The sequence below is a fragment of the Catenovulum sp. SX2 genome (genome assembly GCF_052056295.1).
In the GTDB taxonomy this organism is placed as follows: domain Bacteria; phylum Pseudomonadota; class Gammaproteobacteria; order Enterobacterales; family Alteromonadaceae; genus Catenovulum.
The window spans coordinates 2024729-2037928 of record NZ_CP182493.1 but is presented as its reverse complement, the minus strand read 5'-3'; the positions used below and the strand labels follow the sequence as shown (position 1 = coordinate 2037928).

Annotated in this window: 12 protein-coding genes; 8 read left to right on the top strand and 4 right to left on the bottom strand. The window is 41.1% G+C overall.

Annotation, left to right across the window (positions count from 1 at the left end):
• Positions 1–90: 90 nt before the first annotated feature.
• From ACMZOO_RS08530 to argH, 6 genes are all read left to right on the top strand, one after another.
• Positions 91–1128, top strand: coding sequence for a M56 family metallopeptidase (locus tag ACMZOO_RS08530; RefSeq protein ID WP_440906262.1), 1038 nt, complete (start codon positions 91–93; stop codon positions 1126–1128).
• A 317-nt stretch (positions 1129–1445) separates the two neighbouring features.
• On the top strand, positions 1446–2459 hold the full coding sequence (gene argC, locus ACMZOO_RS08525) for an N-acetyl-gamma-glutamyl-phosphate reductase (RefSeq protein ID WP_016954545.1): 1014 nt from the start codon (positions 1446–1448) through the stop codon (positions 2457–2459).
• Complete coding sequence (gene argB / locus ACMZOO_RS08520; RefSeq protein ID WP_440906261.1) at positions 2460–3233, top strand: acetylglutamate kinase; 774 nt, start codon at positions 2460–2462, stop codon at positions 3231–3233.
• A 35-nt stretch (positions 3234–3268) separates the two neighbouring features.
• On the top strand, positions 3269–4180 hold the full coding sequence (locus ACMZOO_RS08515) for an ornithine carbamoyltransferase (RefSeq protein WP_016954543.1): 912 nt from the start codon (positions 3269–3271) through the stop codon (positions 4178–4180).
• A 12-nt stretch (positions 4181–4192) separates the two neighbouring features.
• Positions 4193–5416: an argininosuccinate synthase gene (locus ACMZOO_RS08510; protein ID WP_440906260.1), complete on the top strand. Its 1224-nt coding sequence runs from the start codon at positions 4193–4195 to the stop codon at positions 5414–5416.
• Entirely contained in the window at positions 5416–6780 is a 1365-nt protein-coding gene (argH, locus tag ACMZOO_RS08505) for an argininosuccinate lyase (protein WP_440906259.1), read from the top strand. The genes ACMZOO_RS08510 and argH overlap by 1 nt, the downstream gene beginning before the upstream one ends.
• Before the next feature lie 46 nt (positions 6781–6826).
• Here argH and ACMZOO_RS08500 read toward each other — a convergent pair whose 3' ends face one another.
• On the bottom strand, positions 6827–7144 hold the full coding sequence (locus ACMZOO_RS08500; RefSeq protein WP_440906258.1) for a hypothetical protein: 318 nt from the start codon (positions 7142–7144) through the stop codon (positions 6827–6829).
• A 180-nt stretch (positions 7145–7324) separates the two neighbouring features.
• Here ACMZOO_RS08500 and ACMZOO_RS08495 point away from each other — a divergent pair, with 180 nt between their 5' ends.
• Together ACMZOO_RS08495 and ACMZOO_RS08490 are read left to right on the top strand one after the other, a co-directional pair.
• The gene (locus ACMZOO_RS08495) at positions 7325–7660 is read left to right on the top strand and encodes a zinc ribbon domain-containing protein YjdM (RefSeq protein ID WP_440906257.1); all 336 of its coding nucleotides are present in this window, start codon (positions 7325–7327) and stop codon (positions 7658–7660) included.
• A gap of 177 nt (positions 7661–7837) precedes the next feature.
• Positions 7838–8533, top strand: coding sequence for a GntR family transcriptional regulator (locus ACMZOO_RS08490; protein WP_440906256.1), 696 nt, complete (start codon positions 7838–7840; stop codon positions 8531–8533).
• Positions 8534–8577: 44 nt separating this feature from the next.
• On the opposite strand, the gene ACMZOO_RS08485 is transcribed toward ACMZOO_RS08490, so the two are convergent.
• From ACMZOO_RS08485 to ACMZOO_RS08475, 3 genes are read right to left on the bottom strand one after another with little or no spacing between them, the layout of a single operon-like run.
• Positions 8578–9804, bottom strand: coding sequence for an amidohydrolase family protein (locus ACMZOO_RS08485; RefSeq protein WP_440906255.1), 1227 nt, complete (start codon positions 9802–9804; stop codon positions 8578–8580).
• On the bottom strand, positions 9801–12284 hold the full coding sequence (locus ACMZOO_RS08480; protein ID WP_440906254.1) for a branched-chain amino acid ABC transporter ATP-binding protein/permease: 2484 nt from the start codon (positions 12282–12284) through the stop codon (positions 9801–9803). Before ACMZOO_RS08480 ends, ACMZOO_RS08485 begins: the two co-directional genes overlap by 4 nt.
• A gap of 2 nt (positions 12285–12286) precedes the next feature.
• Entirely contained in the window at positions 12287–13156 is an 870-nt protein-coding gene (locus tag ACMZOO_RS08475) for a branched-chain amino acid ABC transporter permease (RefSeq protein ID WP_440906253.1), read from the bottom strand.
• Positions 13157–13200: the final 44 nt, after the last annotated feature.

Below are 13200 nucleotides of genomic sequence, written 5' to 3'. Positions count from 1 at the left end.
TAAGGTTTATTCTTGCTGGTTAGTGTTCCCATTAACTCTGCTTATAAGTTGTATTGACATTAGTTGGCTTGGTACTTCTACACCCAGCCAATGTTACTTGACTACCAGCAAGCGCTGGCTGTTTACAATCAAGCTGTTCAACAAAACGATTCACTTATACTCCTAGTTTGGTTGATAGGCTTAGGTTGTGTGTTGGGAAGTTATTTAGTTCGACATTGTTTGTTTTTTATGCAGTTAAAGCTGGATCTTTGCCCTTATCTAAAGAAATATCTGCCGGAGAATGTTGGTGCCTATAGTGCAAATCTGATATCTACTCCATTTAGTTCCGGGTATTTCTCTCCTTTTATTGCGGTGCCTAAATCTTTCAAAACACATTACACTTATGAGCAGCAGCAGATGATTATTGCGCATGAACTGGAGCACATTAAACGCGGTGATTTGTATTGGAATTTGCTAGTCATGCTATTCCAATCGGTATTTTGGTTTAACCCTTTTGTTTGGTATGCACTCAAACATTTTTATTTGTGTCAGGAGGTATCCTGTGATGAGCGAGTTTTATCTGATAAAACTAAGCATCAGAAGCTGGAGTATTCAAAAGCGCTGTTAGTTTCACCAACAAACGACGGTTATAATTCTCCAATGAGTGCAGCATTTTCTGAACAGGGGTTTTATAGCTGTCGCCTTATGCAAATACTAACTCCGTCTGTGCTCAACAAAAATTACCTACTGCCTTCTTTAACTTTGCTAATTCTCATTAGTGTTTTTACGCAGTTTTCAGTGAATACGCTCGCAAATTTTACCATTGATCTGGTCAAGCCAATTATGCGAATACTTCCAGCTTATCCCGCACAAGCCGCTGCAAATGATATTGAAGGTTTTGCGATAGCTTCATTCACGATCAATAAAAATGGCCAGACAGAAAATATTCAAATTAATTTATCTCAACCTGTTGGCACCTTCGATGATGAAGTTATGAGTGCTATTAAAACTTGGCAGTATACAAAACCCGATAGGGATACAGATAAAATTGAGGTGCAGCTCAGTTTTAGAAATAGAGATAATCAGCCTCTTGAGTTAGTAAAAAAAGGTATTGAGGGCATTGTAGTTATGCCGAGCTATAGCAAATAGTCACATATAAGAGAGTAGGTAATCTAAAATGTGAATCAATATGCTCGCTTATTTTTTGCCACATGCAAAACCAGCAAAACTAAGTTATCCTTTAACTAGTTTTCTCAACAATACCGACAATTTTATGTTTGTGGGTATTTATGAATAATAAGTGAATATATATTCAAGTCTTGCTTGTTATTCGGTTTTTGTTTGGTTAATATATAGACACTTTATGACGCGCACAGAGTTAACGAGAAATCGTTCGCTCTGTGCGCTTTATTTTTTGTTGTTGATTGCTACAATACGCCTTTGGTTTTGCGCTGGGAGTGGGGAATATGATTCGAGTATCTATCGTTGGAGCAAGTGGTTATGCTGGTGCTGAGTTAGCAGGCTTAATCCATAAACATCCTGAATTTGAAATTGCAGGTTTATACGTATCTGAAAATAGTGCAGATGCTTACAAAGCATTTTCGGCACTACATGGTAAATATGCATATCAAATCGACCGTACATTAATTCCAATTAGCGAAAGTCAAATCGCTAAATTAGTACCAGAATGTGACGCAATTTTCTTATGTACACCACACGAAGCCAGTGTTGAAATGGCGGCGCGTATTGTTGAAGCCGGTGGTGTGGTTTTTGATTTATCTGGTGCTTACCGTTTATCTGATTTATCTGTTATCAAAGACTACTATGGTTTTGCGCATACTTATCCAGAATTATTATCGCAAGCTGTATACGGTTTAGCAGAATGGAATACTGCGGATATCCGTAACGCTAACCTAGTTGCAGTACCTGGTTGTTACCCAACTGCGTCGTTAACTGCATTAAAACCTTTGCAAGAAGCTAAGTTAATTGATAGCGCGGTTATTCCAAATATTAACGCTGTTAGTGGTGTGTCTGGTGCAGGCCGTGCAGCTAAGTTATCTAACAGTTTCTGTGAAGTAAGCTACAACCCATATGGTGTGTTTGGTCATCGCCATCAGCCAGAAATTGCTGAACATTTATCTAACCCAGTTATTTTTACGCCTCATTTGGGTAACTTTAAGCGCGGTATTTTGGCAACCATTACCTTAAAACTAAAAGACGGCACCAATATTCAACAAATCAACCAAGCGTATAACGATGCTTACGAAGGTAAAAAGTTAGTGCGTTTACGTCAGTCGTGGCCTGCAATTCAAAATGTCGAAGGCACACCTTTTGTTGATTTACATTGGGCGTTAGACGAAAAAACTGGTTATTTAATTGTGGTCAGTGCTATTGATAACGTATTAAAAGGCGCATCTTCACAAGCTGTGCAATGTGCCAATATTCGATTTGGTTTCGACTCAAGCCGAGGTTTAATCTAAATGGCTAAAACCTTAGTAATTAAAGTTGGTGGTGCGTTATTAGAAGACGCTGAGTGCCTAAAAGCATTTTTTGTTGAGCTAAAGCGCATTCGTGAAACTCAACCTGTGGTTGTGGTTCATGGCGGTGGCGCTTTAGTGCAAAAACTGTTAACTGATTTAGGGTTAAAAAGCGAAAAGAAAAACGGTTTGCGTATTACCCCAGCTGAGCATATCCCTTATGTAGTAGGTGGTTTGGCTGGTAGTGCAAATAAACAAATGGTGGCAACTGCCAAATCGGTTGGTGATTTAGCTGTGGGCATTTCATTAGCCGACGGTGGTGAAATCAACTGTTTTGTTCCTGATGCTGATTTAGGCTGTGTGGGCCAAGTTGGTGGTGGTCATGCAGGTTTAATCGAGTCTTTAGTTAAAGCAGGTTATTTACCTTTGGTCAGCTCAATTGGCTGTGACGAAAACGGCCAATTATTGAATGTAAATGCCGACCAAGCAGCAGAAGCAATCGCAAAAATGTTACGTGGCCAATTATTATTGTTGTCGGATGTCGATGGCATTTTAGATGGCGACAAACAAGTAATTCCTCAAATGACCAAGGTACTTGCCCAGCAATTGATTGCTGATGGTGTGATTACCGATGGCATGATAGTGAAAGTGAATACCGCAATAGACACAGCAACCGAGTTGGCTGCCCCTATAGGTATTTTAAACTGGCGCAACCCAGCGTTAATTGGCCAGTGGCTACAAGATCAGTCTTGTGGTACCACAGTGCAGCCTGAATAACGTCAGTCAGACAAATTTAGAAGCGGAGCAGGATCTTGCAAAACTTTCTTAGCGTACAAGACTATAGCAAAGAGCAATTGCTTGAAATTATTAAGCTAGCAGTCGATTTTAAACAAAACCCAGCTAAGTATAGCCAAGTATTAGCGGGTAAAAGCATTGCAACTATTTACGAAAAACCGTCACTGCGTACACGTGTCAGTTTTGACGTAGGTATAGCTAAAATGGGCGGTCACGCGGTTTATTTAGACCAACAAAACGGTCAATTAGGTAAACGTGAGTCAGTTAAAGATTTTGCACTGAACTTATCCTGTTGGGTGGATGCTATTGTTGCACGTGTATTTGAACACGGCACTTTAGTTGAAATGGCAAAACACGCCAATGTTCCAGTGATCAACTCATTATGTAATTTATATCACCCTTGCCAAGCAATGGCGGATTACCAAACTTTATATGAAGTAAGAGGCGGTTCATTAGAAGGTGCGTCTATTGCTTATATTGGTGACGGTAATAATGTAGCGCATTCGCTTATGTTAGCTGGTGCTATTTTAGGTGTTGATGTACGAGTGATCACCCCACTAGGTTACTCAGCAGACGCTAATATCATTCAGTTGGCGCAGAAGTTGGCAGAAGAAAACGGTGGCAAAATTAGCATTAGCCACGACGTTGATTTAGCCAATGGCGTAGAAGCCATCTACAATGATACATGGATTTCTATGGGCGACTCGAAGTCGCTTGAAGATATACAAAAAATCTTTGCACCTTACCAAACAAATGCCGCTTTAATGGCAAAAACAGGTGCAAAATACTTTATGCACTGCCAACCAGTTTATCGAGGTATCGAAGCAACTGATGAAGTGGTTGACGGTGAAGGTTCGTTGTTAATTCAGCAGGCAGAAAACCGTATGCATGCGCAAAATGCGGTTTTAATGACGCTATTGTCCAAGTAGGAGCATATTTAAATGTCAGATATTAAAAAGGTTGTATTAGCCTACAGCGGTGGCTTAGATACTTCGGCTATCATTCCATGGTTAAAAGAAACTTACCCAGGTTGTGAAGTTGTTGCTTTCTGTGCTGATGTTGGACAAGGCGAAGAAGAGTTAGTTGGTATTCAAGAAAAAGCAATTGCTTCTGGTGCAACTGAGTGTCACGTAGTTGATTTGAAAGAAGAATTTGTAAAAGAATACATATATCCAATCGTTAAAACTGGTGCAGTATACGAAGGTGAATACTTATTAGGTACGTCTATGGCGCGCCCAGTAATTGCTAAAGCGCACGTTGAAGTTGCGTTAAAAGTAGGTGCTGACGCTGTATGTCATGGTTGTACTGGTAAAGGTAATGACCAAGTACGTTTTGAGTCTTGTTTTGCTGCATTAGCACCACACTTAAAAGTAATCGCGCCATGGCGTGAGTGGTCTATGCGTTCACGTGAAGACCTATTAAACTACTTAGCAGAGCGCAACATTCCGTGTTCAGCTTCATTAACTAAAATCTACAGCCGCGACGCAAACGCATGGCACATTTCACACGAAGGTGGTGAAATTGAAGATCCATGGAACGAGCCGTCAAAAGGCATTTGGACTATGACAGTTGATCCTATGGATGCACCTGACGAGTCTGAAACTGTCCAACTTTCTTTCGATAAAGGTGAATTAGTAGCTGTAGATGGCCAAGAATTATCACCTTATAACGCTTTAATGTACTTAAACAAAAAAGCAGCAGCACACGGTGTTGGTCGTATTGATATAGTTGAAAACCGTTTAGTTGGTATGAAGTCTCGTGGTTGTTACGAAACACCTGGCGGTACTGTATTAATGAAAGCGTACAAAGCGCTTGAGTGCATGATTTTAGATAAAAACGCGCTTAAATTCCGTGAGCAAGTTGGTTTAGAGTTCTCTCACGTAATTTATGATGGCCGTTGGTTCACTCAATTGGCTAAATCATTATTAGCTGCGGGTGCTTCTTTTGCCGAAGAAATTACTGGTGATATCGTTGTGCGTTTATACAAAGGTCACGCAACAGTTATTCAACGTCGTACACCAAACAGCTTGTACAATGAAGAATTCTCAACTTTTGGTGAAGACGAAGTTTACAACCAAAAAGATGCAGAAGGTTTCATCCGATTATTCAGCTTATCTAGCCGTATTAAAGCGTTAAACGAACTAGAGAAAAAGGCAGGTAAATAATGGGACTTTGGGGCGGCCGTTTTACCGGTCAAACAAGTGATTTATTTAAAGAGTTTAACGACTCTTTGCCAGTAGATTACCGTATGGCTGAACAAGACATTATTGGTTCGGTCGCTTGGTCACGTGCGTTAGCTTCGGTTAACGTACTGACTGCTGATGAACAGCAAAAGTTAGAAGCTGCACTTAATGCATTATTAGCAGAAGTACAAGCTGATCCAAAAGTTATTTTGCAGTCTGACGCTGAAGATATTCACAGCTGGGTTGAAGGCAAATTAATTGATGCTGTTGGCGATTTAGGTAAAAAATTGCACACAGGTCGTAGCCGTAATGACCAAGTAGCAACCGACTTAAAACTTTGGTGTCGTAAACAAGGTGAAGAGTTAGCTGAATTATTAGCTGCGTTAATTGACGCGTTAGTGACTTTAGCAGAGCGTGAGCAAGACACTGTATTACCGGGTTATACCCATTTACAACGTGCACAGCCAGTGACTTTTGCACACTGGTGTTTAGCTTATGTAGAAATGTTCGAGCGCGACAAACAGCGTTTGACCAATGCTTTAGAGCTAATGAATGCATCACCATTAGGTTGTGGCGCATTAGCAGGTACTGCATACGCAATTGACCGTGAAGCTTTAGCGCAAGATTTAGGTTTTGCCCGTGCAACACGTAACAGCTTAGATTCAGTATCTGATCGTGACCATGTATTAGAGTTATTATCAGTTGCGTCTATTTCATCTGTGCATTTATCTCGTATGGCGGAAGACATTATCTTCTACAATACAGGTGAAGCTGGTTTCTTAGAAATGGGCGACGAAGTAACTTCTGGCTCATCGTTAATGCCACAAAAGAAAAACCCAGATGCTATGGAGCTTATCCGTGGTAAAGCGGGTCGTGTGGTTGGTTCATTAACTGGCATGATGGTTACTATGAAAGCCTTACCTTTGGCATACAACAAAGATATGCAAGAGGACAAAGAAGGTTTATTCGATACAGTAGACACTTGGAGCATTTGTTTAAAAATGGCCATTTTGTGTATCGAAAGCATTAAAGTAAACAAAGAGCGCACTTATCAAGCTGCGCAACAAGGTTACTCAAATGCAACCGAATTGGCTGACTACTTAGTTGCCAAAGGCATACCATTCCGCGAAGCGCACCATATAGTTGGCCGTGCTGTGGTTGGTGCAATTGCTGCTAATAAACCATTAGAAGATTTAGCAATTGCTGAATTAAAAACTTTCAGTGATGTAATTGAAGATGATGTATACCAACATCTAACAATTGAAGCTTGTTTAGAAAAACGTGTTGCTAAAGGTGGTACGTCGAAAGAACAAGTTAAAGCTGCATTGGCTGCATATAAGAAGTAAGTTCTGCATATTAAAAGCTGCTGCTAGTGCGGCAGCTTTTAACTTTCTAGTTCGCCTCAAAAAACTTGTCAATACAAATACTTAGTTTATTGCCAATATCCTCAGATATTTCAGAAAGTGATGTATCTAACAAAGATAAATATTTTTCAGCTTGTTCGTTAGATAACTTACGTCCCTCTAGTTGTAACTCTACTTCATCCAATGATTTGTCGTACCTAGGTACTAGCTGCCAATCTAGCGCTTGTTGTCGAATGCGGCTGAAAACAGGGTTGGCAAAAGCGCAGAAGTCTTCAACATAATCTTTGCCTGTTGGGCCTAAACAACCGGGTTCAACTCGAACCAATATAGTTAATTTTTTTGTCACTTGTTATTGCCTAAAATATATACATATCACCTAAGTGTATCTCTGTATTTAATTTTTACCAAATTTGCGACTTTTTTGCTCAGTTATCCTGTTGCGTTTAAGAATAAGCGCATGTGACATACTTAGAAGGAATTATTGTACAATGTGTTTATCACTGTTAAATCTAGCTAAATTGTAATTATGAGTTGTCCTCCTTGCCCACATTGCCAATCTGAATTTGTTTATCAAGACCAATCTTTATTTATCTGCCCCGAATGTGCACATGAGTGGAATGCTGAAGACGCAGCAGCGGCAAATGAGTTGAACATTTGTGATGCCAATGGTGCCGTGTTGGCTGAAGGTGATAAAGTCACTTTTGTTAAAGACCTTAAAATAAAAGGTAGTTCACAAGTACTGAAAATTGGCACTAAAGCAGTTATTCGCCGTATTCATGATAAAGCTGATCATCAGCTAGATTGTAAAATTAGCGGCGCGGCCGACATGTTTGTCACTGCTAAGTTTGTAAAAAAGGTTTAACTCAACTTGAAGACAAGTTTATTTTGTTAAAATCAAGCAGACACTATTCGGCGATCTAATATTATCTTTGCAATTGAAAAGTTTTAAGGAGCAGGGTAGTTTTCATAACTAGGTTCGCTTTGCTAGAATAGCCATTTAGTCGGTGTTACTGTAATAATATTGGGCAAGGAAACATAGATGGTTCAGCTTTCGGCGAGCACAAAGCAACAAGAAATTCAGCGCATTATGGATACTATATCCAAAGCGATTGCTCAGCATAGGTTAAAACCAGGTCAGCGCCTTGTTGAAGCGCAGATTGTTGATTCTTTAAAAGCGAATCGCAATCACGTACAGGCAGCTATTCAGCGATTAGCCCTGCGAAAAATAGTCGATATTGAACCAAACAAAGGCGCTATGGTTGCCAAACCTAGCGCGCAAGAAGCCAAAGAAATATTTGCCACTCGCCGCGTGATAGAGCGCGGTATCATTGAAAATATTACCCCTGAGATAATCGCAAAAAATAAAAAGCGAATTGATGCGCACATGCGCGCTGAGCGCAAAGCAACTTCGGGCAATGATAGGCGTTTAATTGTCCATGAACTCAGTGAGTATCATAGAATGTTATCGGAAATATGCCAAAACTCAGTTTTGCATGATATTTTCGAAAACTTAATGGTTCGAAGCTCACTTATTGTCGCGCTTTATCAAAGAAACGATGTGCCTTCTTGCGCATCAGATGAACACCAGCAAGTATTGGAAGCACTAAAAAAAGGGGATCAGGCCACAGCTGTTAGTGTAATGCTAGCGCATTTGGATGAATTAGAAGCTCAGTTGGTATTAGATGAACCTGATGATGAAGAGTTAGACCTTAGACAAATTTTCCAAGGATTATAAAACAGAGCTGGTCGTGGCTTGCCGACAAGCTCTGTATTTGCCAACTACCCTGCTTTAAGTAAGCGAGTTTCATTCCTCTCAAAGGTTTTTATACCGCGTTTATAGCCAAATAGTGGCTCGTGTATTTCTGCAATTATTTGCTGAGCAGAATCCACATTTAAGACCAGAAAATCTGCATAACAGCCGGGCGTAAGGCCATAGTTTTTCAACCTAAGCAGTTTGGCCGATTGTGTAGTGATCCAAGTTAAACAATCCAGCAGTTCCGAATTTGCTGCGAGTTGCTGAACGTTGGCGTACAAATTGGCTTGGCGGACAAGAGATGCATCACCATACGGGGTAAAGGGATTACATATGTTGTTGGTTGAAATGGAGCAAGTCACACCTTGCTGATGCAGTGGCAGTAAAGGTGCAACACCTCTAGGTTTATTGTGTTGAATATGCCGTGCAGTTAAAAACAAATCTGTACTCGGCAAGCTAGTTACTTGTACACCGGCTTCAGCCAAGCGCTGGCCTATTTTCACTAATTCGTCCGGCGGTATCGCAGATAATTTAGTGACATGGCCAACAGTGACGCGATGTTGCCATGAGAACAATTCAGTATAGCGAATCACTTGATGGAGCATCATCTCTTGTGGCTCTAAATCAAAGTCGAGATGAAAGTCTAGGTCGACATCAAATCTGAGTGCGAGTTCAAACAGTCGCTGAATTTGCCGCTTTGGATCTGAATCAGTGTAAGGACAACCACCTAATACATCGGCATTTTGCTCCAACGCGTTAATCAGCAGTTGTTCCGTACCTGGGTTATTACACAATCCTTCTTGTGGAAATACGCATATCTCAATGGTTATGGCCCAAGCATAATCTTGTTTGAGTTGTTTAATTGCATTAAAGCTAGTTAAACCAATTTGAGGGTCGAGCTCAACATGGGTGCGCATATAAGATGTACCGCGTTTGATTGCTTGCTCAATTACCTTGGCTCCACGTTGATAGATATCATCATAACTAAACTGGCTTTTAGCCTGAGAGGTTAACTCTATCGCTTCGTGCAAAGTGCCTTGGGTTAAGTTGCAGCGTTGCATAATGCAGGCTTTATCCAAGTGAATGTGAGTTTCTATTAAACCTGGAATAACCATTTTACCCTCAAGGTCGATGACTTCTGCGAGTTCTTCGTTATTCAGGAATTGTTCAACAAAAAAGCCATTCTCGACAAATAAATCGACTGCCTGCTGACTGTTTTGTAGTTTGGCGTTTTTTAGGATCAGTCTACTCATGCAGTTTCTCCTAAATAAGCCGCTTCCAAATCGGGATCTGCCAGTAACTCAGCTGCTTTACCTTGTTTGGTGATCTGGCCGGTTTCTAATATATAAGCTCTATCTGCTACCTGTAGGGCTAAATTTGCCATTTGGTCAACCAATAAAATGGTCACGCCTTCATCGCGCAGTTCAGCCAACGCATCATAGAGTTCGGCTATCATAGCTGGGGCTAAACCCAATGAAGGTTCATCCAACAACAATACTTTAGGTTTTGCCATTAATCCTCTGCCGACTGCAACCATTTGTTGTTCGCCGCCCGATAGCAAACCTGCTTGGCTATCTATTCGGTCGCGCAAACGCGGGAATCTGGCTAATATGCTTTCTAGTTCCTGTTCTTCATCAACAGTATCTAAGCGCGAGTAGGCGCCCAATAGTATGTTGTCACGCACCGAAAGCTCTGCAAATAATTGTCGGCCTTCAGGCACCAGTGCTAACCCAAGTTTAGCGATATCACTGGCATTTAATTGCTCTATGCTCTGATTGTTAAAAACAATTTCGCCTTTACTGCAAGGGTGCAAACCAGCGAGCGAGGTTAATATGCTGCTTTTACCTGCGCCATTAGCCCCTAAAATAGCGACAAGTTCACCAGGATTAACGACAAAGTTGACGTCTTCAAGTACCGGCGCTGCACCATAGTCGACAGTTAAATTTTTTACGAAAAGAGTCGCATCACGGCTGCCATCCCAGGGGATGCTTCTTGGGGGCGCTTGGTAGTCAGTACAGCCTAAATATGCGTTAATAACTTCGGGTTTTACACGGATTTTTTCCGGCGTGTCTAAGGCAATAGGTTTACCAGCATCTAACACTAATATCTTATCGGAAACATGCATGACTAATGGCATGTCATGTTCTACCAGAATAACGGCAATGCCAAACTTGGCAATTTGTTGAATGAGCTCGGCCATTTTGTCTGTGTCGTGGCGGCTTAAACCTGCAGCAGGCTCGTCTAATAATAAAACCCAAGGGCGAGTTGCTAATGCGCGGGCTATTTCCACTAAACGTTTATCCACATGCGCTAGCTGTTCAGCTTTAATATTGACATTGCCTTTAAAGCCAACAAAAGACAGTAGATTCATTGCCAATTCGCTATTACTGCCATCTTGTGACAACAGTGGGTGGCCGATATGACCGTTTTGCATAGCAGCCAACAAATTCTCAAGTACAGTCATATCACCAAACAATTGAGTCGTTTGATAAGTACGCGCAATACCTGCTCTAGATATTTGCCATGCATTTTTACCTTCAAGCGCTTCAGCCAACTGAATTGTGCCGCTATCTGGCGTGTAAAAACCACTGATCATATTCAACACTGTGGTTTTGCCTGCACCATTCGGGCCTATTATGCTGGTCACTTCGCCTAAGTTTGCGTTAAAGCTGATGTCTTTTGCCGCTTGAACTCCACCAAAACGAATTCCAATATCATTAACCGAGAGTTGTGAAAACTCATTTTGTACGCGGTCAAAAAATTTAGCCAATAAATGGCGATTAGTTGATTTAGGTGGTAACGACACTTTGGTTTTTTGAAATTTACTTTGAATTGAACCTAAGATGCCTTTGGGTGCTATCCACAGGATACAAAGCAACAAGACTGCAAATATCAGCAGGCGATATTCAGCTAATGGTGACAAAAACTCTGGGGTTAATACCACAACAACAGCACCAAATAGCGGGCCGAATAAAGTTGCTGTTCCACCAATAATTACGGTTAATACAAATAAAATCGACTGGAAAAACGGAAAGGTACTTGGGCTGATAAACATAACAAGTGGTGGAATAATTGCACCGGCTAAGCCAGTTAACAGCGCAGACAAAGCAAAAGCGAGTGTTTTGGTTTGCACTGGATTAAAGCCAATAGACTTAGCCGCAATTTCAGATGCTTTTACCGCTCTAATTGCTTTACCCCAACCACTTGAATGTAATAAGTGATAAAAAATTAAACAGGCGGTCAAGATAATAGTAGACAATAACGCGAGTAATACTTCGCTACTGATAGTATCACTTTCTGGCATAGGTATGCCCATTAAGCCGTTTGCCCCGCCGGTTAGGTCTTTCCATTCCATCAATCCATGATGAACGACAAAAGCAAAAGCGATGGTGATCATAGCCAAATATGGGCCATTCACTCGGATAGCTGGAATGGCCAACAAAGCGCCGATAGCAGCACAAGCCAAGCCAGCAACAATAATGCTTAAGCTCAGAGGCACACCTGCTATTAATAACAAGGCTGAAACGTAAGCGCCTATGGCGTAAAACGCGATATGCCCAAATGAAATTTGTCCACTCAGACCCATTAAAATATTTAGGCCAACACCTACTATGGCGCTACTTAAACACAAGGTGAAAACCAACACAGAGTAGCTGTCTAGCGCAAATGACAAAGTACAACCAATAAGCGCGAGTATGCTGATAATAGAATATACAAGGGGATTGTTGCGCATATTTAAACCTTCACAAGAGTGGCTTTTTCAAATAGGCCGTTTGGTCTAATTGCTAAAGCGATAATGACAAGAGAAAAGGTGACGATTTGGGTAAATGCCGAACCTAAATAAACCGTAACTAATGCTTCGGTTACACCAAAGATTAAACCTGCGGTAAATACGCCACTGGCACTGGTGATACCACCAAGTATGGCTACAGCAAAGGCTTTTAAACCAAAGAGCGTACCCATATCAGAATGCACACTAAACAGCGGGGCGATCAACATACCTGCGATACAGGCTAAAACGGCAGATATTGCGTAGGCAATTGCAACTACATGCAAAACAGGTATGCCCATTAAGCGTGCTGAATTTGGGTTTTGTACAGTTGCCGAGAGGATTTTGCCTAATTTAGTGTATTTTTTGATTGCAACTAACACCAAAGCTATCGCCAAACCAACCAGCGGAATTATCAACTGTTGGGTGTAAACGCCACTGCCGAAAAACTCTAAGTTTTGCGTCGCAAATTCTGAGCTAAACTGTCTGGGCTCTTTGCCAAAGGTAAATAGCACTAAATTATCGACTAAAATGCCACCTGCGACAGTTGCCATCAGCCAAGCTTCAGAGCCTCTTTGGTGAAAAGGACGTACGAGAAATCTTTCTATTGCCAAACCGTATAAAGCACAGATAGTGATGCTCAGTAGTACAGCTAAAAACCAATGTAAACCATAGGTAATTGAAAATGTGTAACACAGGACTGCGCCTAACATCATTGCACTGCCTTGTGCAAAATTAACGGTTTTAGACACTGTGTAAGTAATTTGAAAACCTAGAGCTAGCAAAGCATACATGCTGCCTAAGCCTAAGCCAGAGATGATCGCTGCTGTAATCATAAAATTAACTCCTAAGCTAATCCAAAAATGGATTAGCTAAGATT